We start from the raw sequence: 17,512 nt of genomic DNA on the forward strand, positions 1-17,512 counted from the left end.
TACATCAAAGTCTTATTGCTTTTTAAACGTTTCAAATTTAGCAAATTGCTCTGCAGTAAGAATCGTTTTCATTTTTGCCGTCATCGCTTCTTTACGTTGTGAACGTAATTCTTCTCTAAGCTCTTTTCGTGCATCTTTCATTTGAGTCTTTTGCTCTGCGGTTAAATTTAAGCTCTTCATTTGCTCACGTTTCATTTTACGGCCTTGCTTACGCTCGCCACGTTGTGCTTTGATTTGCTCAAGTTTCGCGTTTTGCTCGGCAGTTAAAATCCCTGCCATTTCGCTTTTAAAGCTTTCACGAGTAAGATTTCCATCACGCTTTTGATTACGTAACTCTTTAAGCTGTGTTTTTTGAGCATCTGTTAAATTAAGCTGTGCAAACACTTTCTTAAAGCCTCTGTGATGTTTATGGTGACCACCTTTTTTATGAGACTCACTTTTGTTGTCCCCATAATTGGTGTTAATTTCCTTATCACCGTCTGCAAAAGCAGAAAGAGAAGCTAAACTTACCGCGGTAGCGATTGTTGATGCTATTAATACTGATTTGATTTTCATAATGTTTTTCCTGTAATTTCAATTAAGTTTTTAAGTTCACAGTCATTGTTTAACTGATGGTGAAATTGTGCAGGTATCCAATGTAAATGTGGGTGTTGGGAGAGTAAGAAAGTGTAAAGAACCATTACTATTTCTTTACAAAAAATGTGGGTAAAATTAGTGCATGCTTTATACCAAAACATAACATTTATGGGTAGATTACTTACCATCCCCAAGACTTAAGTATCTGTTTTACATAGATTACTATTGCAAAAAATACTGACACACAACACTACTAACTGAGTTTATATAGTGCATCGAATATACTGTATTACATAACAATTAATAAGAGATAGACTAGGCGCACCTAAAAATAAGAGACAACTACATTGACGATTAGAGAATATAAACCTGGTGAACATAAGGCAGGTTTTAAAGGGCTTCGTGTCGTAGTAAAAGTAGGCGATGATTATCGTCAAAAATATTTTGCTTTTCGCGGTATTACAAATAAAAAAGAATTAAATAAAATAAAAAAAGAAGCTGAATCGCTAAATTCCGAATGGAATATGGAACGGCAACTTATTCAATCAAAGAAAGACCTTGAATGTAAAGAGCATCGACGCATCTCGTCTGCCTATACAACGGGAGTTTCTGGCATTAAAATGAAATTTGCTCGCGGCAAGAAAGTACGTGCAGGTGTGACTAAATATTACTATTCGCCGTTATTTATTATTTCTGGCTCAACCGACGGTGTGCGTTTTGATAAGAATATCAATATCAGTAAACATGGTTTTGACATGGCGTGGCTAAAGTCGGTAATGTTTTACGCAGAGAAAAAAGGCATTGCAAATTACACTCATCTTCTAGAACGCAAACCACCTGTAGAACAATTTATTGTTATCTACAAACATCAAAAATCATTAGGGCACGATATTCCGTTACATCGTATCCCCCAGGAAATTGATCAGAAGCTGGTCGAAAATATCTAAATTAGTTATAAAAAACTCATCATCATGAGAGGTTATTCCTCTGAATAACCTCTCATTTTACGACTTCTTCTATCCCACGCCTCATAGGCATCCTGACATTCTGAAATATTGTGGAACATGCGCTGAATATAATAACCGCGCGAGTTCATTCCACCATCACCAAAATTCTCATTAATTTCTTCACAATAATCGCGAGTTCTCAAACTCATGCTGTGTTTCATTTTCATGCATGAAGCTACTGCCTCCTGTCTTAGAGGAGCAATCAGCTCTTCTCTTGCATCTTCACAGCGCTGATTATATTCCGCTATGGTGTATTCGGGTTTGGCTTTCGTATTGCGACGGGTGTTTCTGGATTTTCGTTGTATATAGGACTTAGATTTATTTATTTGGTCCAACATGATGCGATGCACATCTGAATCTTCATTGGATAAAGAATCAATCGACTCCCTGTTCTTATAAGAAGCAACGTCGCTGGATAATTTACTATTTGAATGAGTTGAGCTTGTAGCGTTTGATACTTCGTTAAACGGGTTATCGTCTAATCCTGATTCTGTTCTAGCGTTTGTCTGGTCTGGTTTCACATCATCTGAGGTTTCGTATTCAACAAATTTGATAACTTTAGCTTTGTTTCTCGATGACTTTTTTTCTTTATTGGAATAGTGCGTCTTGCCGTTTTCATCTACCCACTTTAAAACATCTGCATCAGCATTGATGCTCAATACTGTGAAACAGACACTAATAAATGCCGTAACTAAGCTCGTCGAAAAACGCATTGGGGACTCTTGTCTATAAAAAATCTATTATGCTTATTATCTCATTAGAATAAACTATTCAAACTCAATATGAAACTAATGCGTAAATAGATTCAAAATCAGCGGTCCCTTAAGCAGGTTTTATTCGAATCGATATTGCATAAGAACCAAAGCAAGAAAAAATAACAGCATGGCAGGAAATGCCGCACTAATCCCTAAAGGTATCAATGCAATGAAGAACACTATGCCACCCGCTACTCCGAGATACACAAAGCGACCACCGGCACTGAGCAAGATAGCGACTATTATTTGACCTAAGCTAATCAAGCCTACAACCAACTGAATATGATGACTAAAGTAGCCACTGATGAAGGTTCTATAAATATTCAAAAATGCCTTATCGGCATAATAATTAAAAAATTCAGGGTTCACTAAAATGGTATAGAGGTTGAATAAGCCTGCTAATAAAAAAATAAGAATGAAAATAAATCGAGTCATTCGGTGTTTTTTAAACGCTAAAAAAACCAGAACTAATGCCAGAGCGTTGGTTAATAGATAAGGAATGTGTGAACCATATTCGATCATAAATAACTCGTATTTTTCTAAGGTCAGGATATTATTCTATGCTAATCCCTACCTATAATGCTTAACTATCGTTCTGATATCGTTGATATATGTCTCCTCTGGTTGAATAAATGACAAATAGATTTACTGTTTCGTCATTAAAGAAAGCTAAAGACATTCTTAACAATTATTTTTGATCAAGTTGATCATAAAATATCATTAACTTTTCTCATTTTTCATTCCTCGTACATTCTTTAACTTTATATACTTTACTGAGATGGGTTATCCAAAGTCTAGAGACAGTTAGTCTTTAATGAAGATTACCCAATTTTCTCAGGATTAAAAAAATGATCAAAAAATCAGTTATCACACAATCGTTGGTATTTTTTCTTAGTGCATCATTATCGGTGGTCGCGTTAGCGCAAAATAATGAAGACACTGTTTCACTATCTGCTGCGACAGAGGCAGAAACACAGCCGATGAGTGATGAGGATTTGTCTGAGGCTGAGTGTGTACCACAAGCTCAAATAGATGCTATGTCAGATGATAATGTAGAAAAACTGGAGTTACCGGTGTGCGATGAAGGTGAATCTGCGATTGAAAATGATGATTCAACACCTCAGACTGAAACTAATGAAAGCCAAACGATGACCGCTGAAAATGAAGAGTTAACGGCAGTCAATGACGTTGCCGTAGAAGAAACCACCTTCCCCAGTCCAGATGAAAAGCTTTACGGCGATTAATACGCCATAAAGCGAGATGTTTCCCATCAAATAAAGTCACCCCCCTACTTTAGAGGGGTTTTTGGATTTTTTTCTGTATTAGTTCCCTGTCAGGATTGTGTAGTTAGGTATATCAAACTCAGAATCATCGACGAATACATCAAAATGTACGCTGGTTGCTGTTTCTGTCGAAGAACCTGAATCTGTGGAAAAAATTGATTCTAATTCTATGCCACTCCTACCAATAGCGCCTTCATTTATACATTGTGTGAAAAACTCATTAATCACATAATTGGTACAAGATGTTAATGCGATGATTTTTACGCCATCTGCAGTTAATGGTTCTACCTCATCAGGGGCAATAGCATCAACCAATTCATCATTTGTTAATCCTGTTAAAACTGGACTAAAATCCAACATAGTAATGGTTTCATGGTCAAAATTTACATCATAACTTTTTGGTGTATCCCATTTTCTTAATTCGTGAATGGTTTCTACTTCGGTTGTTACCGCACCTGTCATCAAGTCAGTGATAACTGAAGTTCTTTCTCCCTCATACTCTTCAATTCTGAGATTTCCCCAATCCTTAAACACAAAGCGCTTAGTCCCTTCTTCGGTTACCGTGATAAAATCACCAAGCGTAGATTCTATCTGTACATCATAAATAATTTTACCCGTCTCATACGTGTAAATCTTAGGCCTTAATTCGCCTGTTTCAGGATCTGTAGGTATATCGATATTAATATCACCAACATCGACTGAATCACCTGAGCTACTTGAGCCTCCACCACATGCCGCTAAAAAGAATGTCGAGAATAAAACCAAAGAAAAATGCTTAATTTCAATCATAAGTTATATACCAAAGTGATGTTATTAATAAGATAAGGTGATAATAACATCAGACACTTACGTAAATATAGAATGATTTGCAAACAAATCTATTGAATACTTAAATACACCTAAACGTATGCTAATTTGATGTAAATATAGCTTTGTTTGTTACAAATAAGGTTGAATAACCGAGAGACTCTTTTCGACAAACTGTTGTTGTTCACCAACGGGGGATACATAGGATAATGCGTTTTCTGCTGCATCTATCCCTGCTAGTTTTGCGATAACCCAGGTCGCTAAATATTGGGATGACATACACCCACCTGCTGTAGCAATATTATTTTTAGCAACGAATGATTGGTTTAATACCTCAACGCCCGCTTCGATTACCCAGGGTTTTGTGGTTAGATCAGTACAGGCTGGCAAATTGTTCAGTAGTTTCAGTTTTGCCATAAGTAAGGCACCTGAACATTGCGATCCTACTAATTGTTTCTCGGTATTAAGATTGATGCGCTCTAAGATTGCCTTATCTTTCGCTACTTCGCGCGTATAGATACCGCTGCCAAAAAGTACCACATCAGAAACATCACAATATTCTAGCGGTTGTTGTGCCTGAATAGTCACACCATTCATTGAAGTAACAGAGTCTGTAGGGCTAGTAATTTGTACTTCCCAACCTTCTCCTTTCATCCGGTTCAAAATCCCCAAAGCAATAAATGAGTCAAGTTCATTAAACCCTTCGAAAGTGAGAATGGCTATTTTCATGGCTGCTATACCTGCTGTTTCATTGATGAGTGTGTTGACTAATTAATAGCATACAGTAAATACAACTAAGGCTTTAGAACCAATCTCTGATTATTCATTGACCGAGTATTCTTTGACCTTATTTCTGATTGTCCGCCTGATTGTGTCAGGTATGAGTCTGCAGGCTGGGTAATGATAATAGCTAAGAACCGATGACAACCGTCTGTAAACGATAAATGCACCCCCCTACTTTCAGCCTGTTTTCGTGTGAATATTGATAGACGCATTCTAAGGTAAAAAGACCTACGCAAAAAATATCAATATAGAATTTATAAAATCCACTACAATCATCTAAACTGATGATTAATTTAGCTTTTATCGAATAAATCTCAGAGAACTAATAAAGACTTAATTAACGACAAATGGAGGCACAATGGAAGGTGCGATAGAAGCAATAAAGGCAAGTTTCTCGCTTGATGCCGGATTGCTGGTTCATATTGCAACCTTAGGTTATGTGCTTGGTTTTCTTCTAAAAAATCAACTGCTTTTGCGCTTTCTGGTTTTAGGATCGACGGTTCTGTATATCGTTTATTACTACATCTACCCTGCTCAACCCTTATGGGCAGCTATTATGGGGAGTGTGCTACTAATCATCGCCAATATCATCGGCACCCTTTCCATCATCTATGATCGGCTACCGATTAAAATTGATCCTAAGCATTTGCCCATTTACCATAGTCTTCAAGGAATACGACCCGGTGAATTTAGACGATTAATCAAAGTAGCAGAGTATCAAACCACCGAAGGGAAGTTTACCTTAACCCATGAAAACGAAGCGCCAAGCCATTTGTATTATTTAGAAAAAGGCACGGGAGAAGCTGAAAAGAAAGGAAGCACCTTTACCATTCCAAAGGGACGTTTTGTCGGAGAAATTAGTTTTATTCTAGGAGGAAATGCGACAGCCACAGTGAACCTTGCAAAAGGCAGTACCTTTCTGTCGTGGGAGAAAACTGTACTCAATAAACTTCTGGAGAAACATCCCAACTTACAACGCGCATTCGAAGCAAGAATCGCTCGTGATATGGCCAGCAAACTCGCCTCGGCAAATTCCATCAAAATTGATAATAGTGTAGGACTCAACTAGCTGAAGGTTACGATAATTTGGGTTGAAAGTTTTCAATTGAGTCAGAAAATGAATTAAAAATTCGATGCTTATTTCTGCCAGCTAAAGGCTATCTGAAAAACACTTTTCCCAAAAATAATGTGCCCCTTCACCGGGGTAAGTGAAAGGGCACTTGGGAGACTGGTAGTTATTTTATTTTTATATTTACTAAACTACTCTTCGCCTCAGGGGCTTGCTAAAAATTCATTGTTTTTATACTTAACTATAATGCAATGACGATGCCAACTTTTCTTAAATAACGCTATCTTATTGTTTTAAATGAGTTTATTAATTTTGTTAGTATTTTTACATCATTATCTTCATCGTCACTAGCTGACAATTTCTCTATGTTTGTGTCATACATCCACATTTTGTCAGTCTTGTGTCATTGATTTGGTTATTTATTCGATCATGATTGACTCATTAATAGTGGTAGAGCAAATTCAGCGTATTCAAAATGATCAGCTAGCGAGAAAAACTAAGTAACAATTCTATGCAATAAGAAGCATCAGGGGGTATTGCGAAAGATCAACGACAAGTCACCCCCCTACTTTGAGGCGTATTTTTTAAATATGCTGTTACTTAATCATTTATCCGTCATGTGGTTTACGAATTAATAATATATAACGAAAGATAGCGAAGAAAACGCATAAGGTAGAAATAAGTGTGCCCCGACGTTGGGCAACGACAGGGCACTGGTGAGGCTAAGTTAATCTATCCTTGATGTATTAACTCGTTAACGCCTCTCGGTTTGGGTTTGTTTCAGAATTTTATAAATTCTTTGTTTTTATAGTCGTTGCTAATGCAATGACAATGCCACTTACCCCTAAAACACGCTAACCACCTGATATATATAAATAATAAATTAAAAAAGGCGTTTATATTACAACTGTATTAGCAGTCACTTATTGACACTTTTGTAAGGTATGTGACACATATTCGGCCATTGTCAGTTGTTTGTTAATGACAAAACATTTAAACGCATAGTAGTTAACAGTATGGCAGCTGATGACTTCGATAAAGATCAAAGACTATTGTTAAGAATCATCCGGCGCTCATCTCGCGGAGACATATTAAACATATCCTTATAAGACTTACTAAAATGCGGTGAAGATTTAAACCCACAAGAAATGGCAATATCAGTCACTGGATTATCTGTTTGCAGCAATAAGCGTCTCGCATTACGCAGACGTAATCGCAGGTAATACTGCATCGGTGTGCAATCTAAATAGACACGAAAAGAACGCTCTAATTGACGTCTAGACAGTTCAACATAGTCGGCCAGTTCTTTTGATGACAAACACTCTTCAAGATTGGATTCCATCAAACGAACGGCTTCTGTTAGTTTCGGCTGGCCTGTTCCAATCTGTTGGCGCAATGGAATCCGTTGCGGATCGCCCATGCCTCTTACATGATCAACCAACAGCTTTTCACTCACTGCAGATGCCAAACGACGTCCGTGTTGTAAAGATACCAGGTGATGCATCATATCAATCGAAGCGGTACCACCTGCACAGGTAAAACGGTTACGATCGATTTCGTATATATCATCGGTTAAATTCAGGTGCGGATACTTTTCACGCATCGCGGCAATATGATCCCAATGCATGGTGCAACGGTAATCATCCAGTAACCCTGCCCTGCCCAACACATAAGCGCCAGTACACAAAGAACCGAGCATCACACCTTTCGCATCCTGCTGACGCAACCACTTGCCGATTGAATCGGTCCAATACAGTTGAATATTGTGCCCACCACAGACAAACAATGTCTCGTAGATATCGACATCTTGCAGGCTTTTATCTGGTTTAAATTCCAGGCCATTACTCGCCTTCACGACATCATCATTTGGGGTGATTGTCTCCCAGGTGTAGATTTCACTTCCCTTGATATTGTTCGCCAAACGCAACGTTTCTATCGCAGAGGCAAATGCAATCAACGAAAAATTAGGCATCATCAAGAAGCCAAAATGTCTGGGGCTGTTGCTTTCTTGAGCTTGATGTGTCGGTTGATTATTCAATAGTTTCTCATGATCAAAATGAAAAAATAACTAGCTTAGTGTAAGTTTATGATGAAGTAACTAATTATTGTATATTTTAATACATGACTCTGTATTATTATCTCTTTCTTAATATATTCTTTGACTGATTTTAATATGAGATTGAATTGAATAAGTGAAACAATTAAAAGCCTTACGAGAAAAAGCGCTGTATAAATAGCTTTAGTAATAAGAGACAAAGAACACAAAGATAATAGTCACCCCCCTACTTTAGGGCACTTTTTTACAGGTCAATTGTAAAATTATTTTTATAAACCAGAGAATAATAACGGCACAACTTATACCACCAAAAGCACAATAACTATGATTACTATCGATACCCCCATCACATTCAACGACAGCCTTCCTGACGAAGTCGATGCCATTATTATAGGCGGCGGTATTATTGGTGTGTTCTCGGCACTCAATATGGCTCGTAAAGGACTCAAGGTTATGATTCTGGAAAAAGGCCGTATCGCCGGAGAGCAATCTTCACGAAATTGGGGCTGGATTCGTCAGCACGGCCGTGACCCCGCTGAATTGCCGATAATGATGGAAGCTTTGCGCTTGTGGGAAGATATTGATAAAGAAGTAAAAGGCCGGACAGGGTTTAAACAAAGTGGTGTAATGTATCTTTCGAAAACCGAAAAAGATCAAGCGAAACGCGAACAATGGCTGAGTACCGCAAAAGAGCATGGTTTAGATACCGTGGCTTTGTCAGCGTCACAATTAGAAAAGTACATCGATTTCAAAACGCCTTCAGACAACAAATGGATCGGAGGCACGTATACCGCCAGCGACGCACGCGCTGAACCATGGCAAGCCATTCCAGCTGTCGCAGAGTTGGCACATAGTGAAGGGGTTTTGATAAAAGAAAACTGTGCGGTACGCGCGTTGGATATTCAAGCGGGGCAAATCACAGGTGTGGTTACTGAATCGGGTCGCGTAAAAGCCTCTCAGGTAATCGTTGCTGGTGGCGCATGGTCGTCGTTGTTTTTACGTCGTCATGGCATCAATATTCCACAGTTATCAGTGCGTGCATCCGTTGCAAGAACAGCTCCGGTACAAAGTGTGTCATCGACGAATTTTGCAGATCCAGAATTAGCGATTCGCCGACGTGATGACGGGGGTTACTCGATTGCACTGACTGATTCTCATGATCATTTTATTGGTCCGGACTCTTTTCGTTTAATGACCAAGTGGATAAAAACAGGTTTACAAAACATTCACGAAATCCGCCCCTGGATTAATGAAGTCAGTACCTCGCCGGATGCCTGGAAAACACCACGTCACTGGAAAGAGGACGAGATAAGCCCATTTGAAATAACGCGTGTGCTAAATCCAAGCCCTGCCAAGGGAAAAGTAAAAGTCATGCAACAGCGCTTTGCGGCTCGGTTCCCTCAAATCGGTGAGCCTAAGATTCTTGATGCCTGGGGTGGTATGATTGACGCAATGCCAGACATTGTTCCGATTGTTGATAGAGTGCCAGATGTGGAGGGGCTGATCGTTGCAACGGGCATGAGTGGCCATGGTTTTGGTATCGGTCCCGCTTTTGGTAAGATAATCGCGCAAATAGCGAATAAAGAGAGTAGCCAGCACGATTTGAAACGTTTCCGGTTCTCGCGTTTTTCTGATGGAAGCAAGTTAGATATCGGACCTAATATTTAAACGGCTAATTTAATCGAGCTACTCAAAACAATTAATCTGTTAGTCATAAAAAGAGGAAGAAATGAGTTATATAAAGTTCAGTTTTCTCAATCTACTAATATTTTTTACTTTTGGTTTTACTGCGCATGCAGAAAATAAAGATGGTGCGCTGATAAAAGCGATGCAAGGTGGCGGTCATATCTTGATGATTCGTCATGCAAAAGCACCAGGCTTTGGAGACCCAGCGAATATTAAAATTGATGATTGCTCGACTCAACGCAATTTAGATCAACAGGGACGACAACAGTCTGAAAAAATTGGAGAATGGTTGCGTAGCAATAATATTGAGGTAGCAGAAATTTACTCAAGTCAGTGGTGCCGATGTCTGGATACCGCGCGATTACTTAATATGGGTGTGGTAAAGGAATTACCTGCATTGAACTCTTTCTTTCAAATGCCTGAAAACCGCGAGCCCAGTTTACGCACGTTGAAACAATTTATTTCCGATCAGTCAACCAATCAAAAATTGATTATTATGGTCACCCATCACGTCACGATTGCTGCTATTTCGGGTCAGAACGTTGCGTCTGGCGATGGGGTGTTACTGAAGTTGAATGCTTCAGCACCTTTTGAATTTGTTGGGATTTTCAGTCCTGAATAAGAATCCTGAATAAGAATCCTGAATAAGATATGTGAGAGCCAAATAAGCAAATTATCCCCATACCTTAAACAAATCCTATGGGAAAGTTACTGAAGTCACCCCCCTACTTTTAGCCGTTTTTTATCATATTTTACTAAGATAAAACGGATTTACTGCTATGCGGCTACAGCCTCTTGATTATCTATTAACAAACAAGCAAGTGTAATAATTTGAGAGGGCTCTAAGGCACAAAACTCATCTCTTACAATCATTCCATCAGGAATTCTGTTGTGATCTCTCATTAAAGCAATTATTTCTTTATTAGATAAATCTATATTTTCATTGCTTACGAAAACAGAATCGATAATCACATCATCGTCAATTCGTTGCTTTCGACAATAGGTATGCACAAAATCAGAAAGCATGAATGCATTAGCCTGAACATCATAATTATTCTGATAACCTGAAATCATCTCAATAAGATGAGACAGTAAACCACTATCTTTACTGCTTAAAATACTATGTACCAAGTAATTTTTTACGTTGCTTGTATTGATTTTATTGCCACCAAATGAACTGATATACACTTCATCAGAGGATTTTTTATAATAGGAATAAACGATATAAGACCTGATCACAAAATTGTACTCAGGAGTTACTCTCATTAATGCTCTTACTTCATCAATGCTTGTTACGTAAAAATCATCTTCAATCTCAGACAGATCTGCATTTTTAAATATCTTGGGTTGTTTCGCTATTTTGTCTTCGTGCTCTTTTCCAACAAATATTTTTAGTTGATACAAACTATCCAGACTATCTTTATATGATATATCTGCAATTACATGTGAAATTCTAGGTGTCTTCATAATAATTCTTATCGTTATCTATTTTTTTCTATTGTATGCAAACTTCTGTTTATTTAAAAATAATTACGATATTCGGTAGTATGCCAACATGATGCTTTGTTTTCACATAATAAGATAAATGTCACCCCCCTACTTTTGGGCACTTTTTTGGAGGGAGAGTGTGTTAGGTACACACTTGAAATATAAAATAATTATTGATGAAAAGAGTATTCAATATGATCTAAACCAGCATCGCTTAATACTGTTGAGTTCAGCTAGCATAGATTTCAATTATTCATTAACAATATATTTTCATTAATTTAATCAGAATTTTTAGACTTTATTTTATGAATAAAATGTAACTTTTGAAGAAATGGATGTGTCTAAGTTATAAGTAAATGAGTTGGTATTGATATTCGTAACATTGAAAACTGAATAACAAATCCGATTCGGTTACTTCGTTCAACTAAACAATTAACTTTTTTCAGGATAAAAAAAAATGAACAAAACTACATTATTCGTAAGCACTCTTGTTTTAGCTATGAGCTCGGCTTTTACTTCAGTTAGTTATGCTGAATCGCATGAGAATAAAGCTGAAGATATGGAATGTGTAACAGAAGAAGCATTAGAAGCAATGACAGAAGAAGCAAGAGAAGCTTTGACAACTCCTGTATGTGAAGATGACGAAGATAAAGCTGAAGACGAAGAAAAGCCACAAGCTGACTAATATCGCTTAATACTTTAATTCGGATCAATTAATCTGATCTAAAAAAAATGCCTACGAAAGTAGGCATTTTTTATTTAGAAAGGATAAAAATCTAACCAGTACTCCAGGCACGTGGTCTTTGCATACCCGCTATCTTGCAAGCCTGTTTCACATAACCATAAGGAAACAAATCGAAAATTTGTTTTTTCCCAGCTTTCTTATTAATCTTGTAAAGTTTCGCAAGATGATCTGCTACATGACGAATATCTGGTGTGATTTTATTCTCATTCCAATAATCCCGAACAAAATTGAGAATAGGCCAATAGTCATCGTTGAGTTCGATATCCTCCTCTGCGGCAAGCTCTGCAGCTAATTCAAGTGTCCAATCTTCCGGGTGAACCAAATAACCTTCTACATCCCGTTCAACACTATATAAAGCTTGTGATTGCTTCATAGATTGACGTGTCTGTTGCAGCATTGATAAATTCGACATCACTTTTTCCTCAGCTAGTTTCTATTGTTACTAATCAGTCTATCGGGAGTTCATTACCCCTGTATAACGATTTATTTAGGGAGTTAGTATCGAAAAACCCGATATTAAAAATGATATACTTTATTAATCGACTCGAGTCATCAGATGAAATCTACATTATGAATCAATGGTTCTACATCAATCTGGGGGATGCCATGTTGGCTACAGAGGCGCTCTACCAGTTAAAAGATGACTTTGATAATCACTTTCAAACGTTGAATTGTCCTAAAAATATGACACTGTTTTATCGGCATGAGGCAGAAGCACGATTACATTGTGAGGTAATGGTTTATTTTACGCCTGCATCCCAATCCATTGCGAAAATACTGGCTGCAAAACCCTGTGAAACTCCCTGTATGACTGGCTTAAGTTATTTGGCTGGATTTAATCAAACCCGAAAACAGCAACAGGACTCGAACCTTTGACTTGGGTAATTTATATATATATAAAAGATATAGTTTGGAAATAATATGGATATAGAGCAAATACGTACTTTTCTCGCGGTGACCGCTAATGGCAGCTTTGTCGAAGCCGCTTCACGACTCTATATCACACAGTCGACTGTCAGTGCGCGTATCCAGAATCTGGAGAACAATCTACAGACTAAATTATTCATCCGCAACCGATCGGGAGCGACTCTGACATCGGCGGGCAAACGCTTTTTACGCCACGCCAAATCACTCATGTTAACCATGGAGCAAGCACGTCACGATGTGGGTTTGCCGAGCCGTTACAGTTCCAGCTTGATAATTGGTTCACGTATTGCTTTGTGGGATGCCGAATTACTGCCTAAATGGGTCGGCGAAATGCGCAAGCAGATGCCAGATGTATCTATAAATAGCGAAATAGGTTTCGAAGAAGACCTAATGCGCAGGATGACAGAAGGTACGCTGGATATTGCACTGATGTATACCCCTCAACATAGCCATGGCTTAAAGATAGACCATCTTTTTGATGAAACACTCGTCTTAGTCGGCACAGAACCTGACAAACCCTGGCCCGATGAAAATTATGTTTACGTCGATTGGGGACCGGGTTTTTATGCTGAACACAGTAATAGTTTTCCGCAATTAGAACGACCTGCATTACTGGCCAATATCGGTTGGTTGGCAGTTCAACTGGTTATTCAAAATGGCGGCTCCTGTTTTTTACCGAAGCGCATGGCAGAACCTTTGATTGCTTCAGGAAAGCTGTTTTTGATACCTGATAGTCTGGAGTTCAAGCTGCCAGCTTATGCGGTTTATCCTGAAAATATGACTGCTGTAGAAAAGGGGGTAGGAAATAGTTTAGAAAACAGTAAAGAAAACAGTGCACATCAGCAGGCCATTCAAATCCTGCATCAGCTCATCAATCAATAAGCAGTTAGTATTTTTAAAAAGCATAGAAAAAAACAAAAATAAATGAATCCAGTTTTAATCCAACCTGCGTAAGCCTTTCCATATCCAGCCGGATATTTGAAGCTGACAAAAGGAGATGAAACATGAAACTGAGCAATACCAAAAAGACAACAATCACAAAAGCACTCGTCATAACCACCATTACAGCGTTAAGCGCTATAACGATAGGTTGTAGTACAGGAATGCATAAAAACAAAACAATGACCGCCAAAAATGATGGCGACATTATGGTACCCGCCAATTATCGTAGCTGGCCGAAGTTTGTCGGTACAGTGGATAAAATGAAAACGGGTCAGGTACGTGAGATTTATATTAATAAAACAGGTATGAAAACCAAAAAAGGAAATGCTTTTCCTGCTGGAACCGTCTCGATTATGGAAATCTATGACGCGCAAAAATCTCCAACAGGTGAATTACTGAAAGACTCTAAAGGCAAACTCATAAAAGGTAAGTTATCTAAAGTGTTTGTGATGGAAAAAGGCGCTGGCTGGGGCAGTAAACAAGCTAAAGGAACCATCAATAATGGTGACTGGTTATATGGTGCTTACCTTGCTGATGCTAAAACACCCGCGACCAAAGATTTTACCTCATGCAGAAGTTGCCATGCTCCATTAGCCGATAAGGATTATATCTTCCGTTACGATGAGCATTTTGACACAGCGATGCATTAAGGAAATTTTTTGCTGTAAATGAATAATTAGAGGGGAGCTATCTCCTCTAACATTTTATGGGCTTGCCGAATAATTTCATGGGGTGGCAAGTTCACTTTTTTAAGATGCTATTCAGCATTGAAAATTTATAGCTAATACCTATCAAATCTCACTATTCCAGAGGATGTTATTAATCCGAAAGTGTGTTTTTAATAGGTTTCGCCAAAGATAAAATCATAAAGCTAATAACCGCCAGTACAACTGCAATTTCATATCGATGAAATGCAACTGCCGCACCTACCGCACCCGTATTCCAGATACTCGCAGCTGTCGCCGTACCCTGAACACTCGCACCATCTTTTAGAATTGCTCCACCACCGATAAAACCTATGCCTGTCATCAATCCATAGAGCAATTTTGACAAGGCATCAGGATCACCATCAACGACTGAACTACCAATTAGCATATAGCCACAAGACGCTACCGCAACTAGCGGAAAGGTACGTAAGCCCATGCTCCGACTTTCTTTTTCGCGATTCCAGCCGATAGGTAGCGCAATTACAAAAGCGAATAACAATTCTTTTATATTAGATATTTGAAAGAATTCCTGAAGCATCACTTGTAGATCAGACATATATTTCTCTTGTGGATTTGTTTAGGTTTAAGCTTTTATACACTTAATTTTAATCGTGAGGCGTGTTAATCAATCGATACGCGTTAAAAACGCATCAATATCGCTGTAACTTTCATTCAGAAAACGTAATGGCGCTGCGAGGCTACCTATAATTCTCGTATGGTTCACACCGGGGTATATCTTCAACGTTACAGATGCGCCCGATGTGGTTAACGCCTTTGCAAAGCGTTTGCTGTGAAACGGTAAAACGCGCTCATCCTTTTCACCATGTAGCAATAAAACAGGTGGCATATCAGGACGAATATTGAACACAGGATTAGCCTCTTTTTCACTGACGTTTTTGAAAACAGGTTTCACTTCCGGATCATCCAGCGGTAAATCGTAAGGACCAGAGATTGCGATTAAACCAGCTATCTCGGTTTTAACGTTGCGGCTGTTTAAATATTGAGGATCAGTTGCGAGTAATGCGGCAGTGTGAGCGCCTGACGAGTGCCCCATGAGAATCACCTGCTTTAGTGGTTCTCCGAGTAAAGAAGTTGCATTCTGCTCAACAAAACTCATCGCCTCAGCCACGTCGTTTACAAATTCAGGAAATTCCGCTTCCGGGTATAGCCGATAATCAGGAACGATCACCGTATGTCCAAGCCCGACCAGAGCGTGTGCGACAAACTCATAATCTTCCTTGCTACCTTTGCGCCAGGCACCACCGTAAACAAAGACAATCGGGGTTTTATTGTTAGCTGCTTTAGTTTCTGTATTTGCTTCTATTTTAGGTTTATAAACATCCAGAGACTGCCGAGGATTACTTCCGTAATGCAATGTTGTTTTAACATAGCCGCTCGCAGGCAAAACGAAATTTAAAACGTCTGTTGATTTCATCGACGAGCACCCCGCAATAATTAAAAATATCAGAACCGTTGATAAAACTAAGAGCGCTTTAGCAATCTTCATAGAAAAGGGCTAAGCCACACAAATTAATCGTTTTAAAAAACATCCCAATATCCTTTCAATCATTCGTTAAAAACTGATTTTAACCAGCCAGATTTTCAATCACAAATAGCCTTGAATAAGGTCTTGGATTAGTATTTGGGTTTTGTTAGGTCTTTGCTTTATTAAGACAAAATATAATAGTCACCCCCCTACTTATAGGGGGTTTTTGTTGGTTTAAGTTTATCAGAAACACTACGCCTCAAATATTACCGAACGCATCGCTATCGCACTCGACCCATATCCTGTATTGAAAAAACTGATTTTGTCTTTCGCGCTCTTTGCTCCTAATGTATAAATAAGCGGTAAGAAGTGTTCATGTGTTGGATGCGCTAAAGATGTGAGCTTGGGCATCGTTCGCGATATTTTAATGATGGATTGATCGTCACGATGCTCTATCCAATTCGTCATCTTTTGTTCAAATTCCAAAGTCCAATCATGCGGTTTGCTATTCGGCATGCGCTCTGCATACAGGTTGTGAACCATGTTTCCACTTCCAATGATAAGCACACCGCGTTCTCTTAAAACAGAAAGCTGTTTCGCCAAATCATAGTGAATATCGTGTGGCAAATTCCGATCCAGACTTATTTGTAGCACAGGAATATCTGCCTTGGGAAACATCGGCAACAAAACCGACCAGACACCATGATCAAAACCGCGGTCTTCATCTAAGATAATGGGTGTATTGGGCGTGTGTCGCTGTGTTTGCAATAGTTGCTTTGTTATTTCAGCCGTTGTTAAAGAACCGGGAGCAGGATAGGTCTGATCATAAAGTTTTTGTGGAAAACCACCAAAATCATAAATAGTCTCAGGCTCTTCGCTGGCGAGAACACCAATTCCCCCAGTTGTTTGCCAGTGCGCCGAAATCACTAGGATAGCCGAAGGTTTAGCCCACTTGGCGTCACTGCCTTCACCAAACTGCTTACCTATTTTTCGCCAGCTTTGGTTGAATGCATTCTCATTGATGGCATTCATCGGGCTGCCGTGACCAATAAACATCACAGGCATCGTGGGCGATTTAGGCAGAGCCTTGAGTGACTCTAAGGTTGAGTTGCTGAAAGTATCAGCCCAGGTTCTGGTTACCAAACCAAGACCTGCAAGCGTACTGAATTTTAACCATTGTCTCCTATTCATCTAA

20 protein-coding genes are annotated in these 17,512 nt (G+C 38.8%); 9 read left to right on the forward strand and 11 right to left on the reverse strand.

What is annotated here, in order from left to right; genetic code table 11:
* Positions 1-12: 12 nt before the first annotated feature.
* Positions 13-555 (reverse strand): hypothetical protein, encoded by a 543-nt coding sequence (locus Q1A31_RS01605; protein WP_299871390.1) that lies wholly within the window; start codon positions 553-555, stop codon positions 13-15.
* A 368-nt stretch (positions 556-923) separates the two neighbouring features.
* Between Q1A31_RS01605 and Q1A31_RS01610 the strand changes: the two genes are divergently transcribed.
* Positions 924-1,523: a hypothetical protein gene (locus Q1A31_RS01610; RefSeq protein ID WP_299871393.1), complete on the forward strand. Its 600-nt coding sequence runs from the start codon at positions 924-926 to the stop codon at positions 1,521-1,523.
* A 32-nt stretch (positions 1,524-1,555) separates the two neighbouring features.
* Here the strand turns inward: Q1A31_RS01610 and Q1A31_RS01615 are convergent, their stop codons facing one another.
* Both Q1A31_RS01615 and Q1A31_RS01620 read right to left on the reverse strand, forming a co-directional pair.
* Complete coding sequence (locus Q1A31_RS01615; protein ID WP_299871396.1) at positions 1,556-2,296, reverse strand: DUF4124 domain-containing protein; 741 nt, start codon at positions 2,294-2,296, stop codon at positions 1,556-1,558.
* A gap of 120 nt (positions 2,297-2,416) precedes the next feature.
* Positions 2,417-2,860, reverse strand: coding sequence for a hypothetical protein (locus Q1A31_RS01620; protein WP_299871399.1), 444 nt, complete (start codon positions 2,858-2,860; stop codon positions 2,417-2,419).
* A gap of 326 nt (positions 2,861-3,186) precedes the next feature.
* Between Q1A31_RS01620 and Q1A31_RS01625 the strand changes: the two genes are divergently transcribed.
* Entirely contained in the window at positions 3,187-3,582 is a 396-nt protein-coding gene (locus Q1A31_RS01625; protein ID WP_299871402.1) for a hypothetical protein, read from the forward strand.
* Positions 3,583-3,660: 78 nt separating this feature from the next.
* On the opposite strand, the gene Q1A31_RS01630 is transcribed toward Q1A31_RS01625, so the two are convergent.
* The gene (locus Q1A31_RS01630; protein WP_299871405.1) at positions 3,661-4,410 is read right to left on the reverse strand and encodes a hypothetical protein; all 750 of its coding nucleotides are present in this window, start codon (positions 4,408-4,410) and stop codon (positions 3,661-3,663) included.
* Positions 4,411-4,560: 150 nt separating this feature from the next.
* Positions 4,561-5,157, reverse strand: coding sequence for a DJ-1/PfpI family protein (locus Q1A31_RS01635; protein ID WP_299871408.1), 597 nt, complete (start codon positions 5,155-5,157; stop codon positions 4,561-4,563).
* A 412-nt stretch (positions 5,158-5,569) separates the two neighbouring features.
* Between Q1A31_RS01635 and Q1A31_RS01640 the strand changes: the two genes are divergently transcribed.
* Positions 5,570-6,280 (forward strand): cyclic nucleotide-binding domain-containing protein, encoded by a 711-nt coding sequence (locus Q1A31_RS01640; protein ID WP_299871411.1) that lies wholly within the window; start codon positions 5,570-5,572, stop codon positions 6,278-6,280.
* A 1,042-nt stretch (positions 6,281-7,322) separates the two neighbouring features.
* On the opposite strand, the gene Q1A31_RS01645 is transcribed toward Q1A31_RS01640, so the two are convergent.
* A complete protein-coding gene (locus tag Q1A31_RS01645) occupies positions 7,323-8,318 on the reverse strand; it encodes a GlxA family transcriptional regulator (RefSeq protein WP_299871414.1) in 996 nt (331 codons plus the stop codon).
* A gap of 342 nt (positions 8,319-8,660) precedes the next feature.
* Between Q1A31_RS01645 and Q1A31_RS01650 the strand changes: the two genes are divergently transcribed.
* Together Q1A31_RS01650 and Q1A31_RS01655 are read left to right on the forward strand one after the other, a co-directional pair.
* The gene (locus Q1A31_RS01650; RefSeq protein ID WP_299871417.1) at positions 8,661-10,004 is read left to right on the forward strand and encodes an FAD-binding oxidoreductase; all 1,344 of its coding nucleotides are present in this window, start codon (positions 8,661-8,663) and stop codon (positions 10,002-10,004) included.
* A gap of 61 nt (positions 10,005-10,065) precedes the next feature.
* On the forward strand, positions 10,066-10,644 hold the full coding sequence (locus Q1A31_RS01655) for a histidine phosphatase family protein (RefSeq protein WP_299871420.1): 579 nt from the start codon (positions 10,066-10,068) through the stop codon (positions 10,642-10,644).
* A gap of 155 nt (positions 10,645-10,799) precedes the next feature.
* On the opposite strand, the gene Q1A31_RS01660 is transcribed toward Q1A31_RS01655, so the two are convergent.
* Complete coding sequence (locus Q1A31_RS01660) at positions 10,800-11,489, reverse strand: hypothetical protein (RefSeq protein ID WP_299871423.1); 690 nt, start codon at positions 11,487-11,489, stop codon at positions 10,800-10,802.
* Between the two features lie 478 nt (positions 11,490-11,967).
* Between Q1A31_RS01660 and Q1A31_RS01665 the strand changes: the two genes are divergently transcribed.
* On the forward strand, positions 11,968-12,195 hold the full coding sequence (locus Q1A31_RS01665; protein WP_299871425.1) for a hypothetical protein: 228 nt from the start codon (positions 11,968-11,970) through the stop codon (positions 12,193-12,195).
* A gap of 91 nt (positions 12,196-12,286) precedes the next feature.
* Here the strand turns inward: Q1A31_RS01665 and Q1A31_RS01670 are convergent, their stop codons facing one another.
* Positions 12,287-12,667, reverse strand: a complete 381-nt coding sequence (locus Q1A31_RS01670; protein WP_299871429.1) for a TusE/DsrC/DsvC family sulfur relay protein — start codon at positions 12,665-12,667, stop codon at positions 12,287-12,289.
* A gap of 158 nt (positions 12,668-12,825) precedes the next feature.
* Here Q1A31_RS01670 and Q1A31_RS01675 point away from each other — a divergent pair, with 158 nt between their 5' ends.
* The 3 genes from Q1A31_RS01675 (at position 12,826) to Q1A31_RS01685 (ending at position 14,774) form a co-directional block, all read left to right on the forward strand.
* A complete protein-coding gene (locus Q1A31_RS01675) occupies positions 12,826-13,131 on the forward strand; it encodes a hypothetical protein (protein ID WP_299871432.1) in 306 nt (101 codons plus the stop codon).
* A 45-nt stretch (positions 13,132-13,176) separates the two neighbouring features.
* A complete protein-coding gene (locus Q1A31_RS01680) occupies positions 13,177-14,064 on the forward strand; it encodes a LysR family transcriptional regulator (protein WP_299871434.1) in 888 nt (295 codons plus the stop codon).
* 122 nt (positions 14,065-14,186) lie between these two features.
* Positions 14,187-14,774, forward strand: coding sequence for a cytochrome P460 family protein (locus tag Q1A31_RS01685; protein WP_299871437.1), 588 nt, complete (start codon positions 14,187-14,189; stop codon positions 14,772-14,774).
* 169 nt (positions 14,775-14,943) lie between these two features.
* Here the strand turns inward: Q1A31_RS01685 and Q1A31_RS01690 are convergent, their stop codons facing one another.
* The 3 genes from Q1A31_RS01690 to ygiD form a co-directional block, all read right to left on the reverse strand.
* Positions 14,944-15,387 carry an MgtC/SapB family protein gene (locus Q1A31_RS01690; RefSeq protein WP_299871440.1) on the reverse strand — a complete coding sequence of 148 codons (444 nt, stop codon included), beginning with the start codon at positions 15,385-15,387 and terminating at the stop codon, positions 14,944-14,946.
* A 69-nt stretch (positions 15,388-15,456) separates the two neighbouring features.
* Complete coding sequence (locus Q1A31_RS01695; RefSeq protein WP_299871442.1) at positions 15,457-16,266, reverse strand: alpha/beta hydrolase; 810 nt, start codon at positions 16,264-16,266, stop codon at positions 15,457-15,459.
* A 303-nt stretch (positions 16,267-16,569) separates the two neighbouring features.
* Complete coding sequence (gene ygiD, locus Q1A31_RS01700; protein ID WP_299871445.1) at positions 16,570-17,508, reverse strand: 4,5-DOPA dioxygenase extradiol; 939 nt, start codon at positions 17,506-17,508, stop codon at positions 16,570-16,572.
* Between the last annotated feature and the right edge of the window lie 4 nt (positions 17,509-17,512).

It is taken from the genome of uncultured Cocleimonas sp. (assembly GCF_947495625.1).
GTDB lineage: Bacteria > Pseudomonadota > Gammaproteobacteria > Thiotrichales > Thiotrichaceae > Cocleimonas.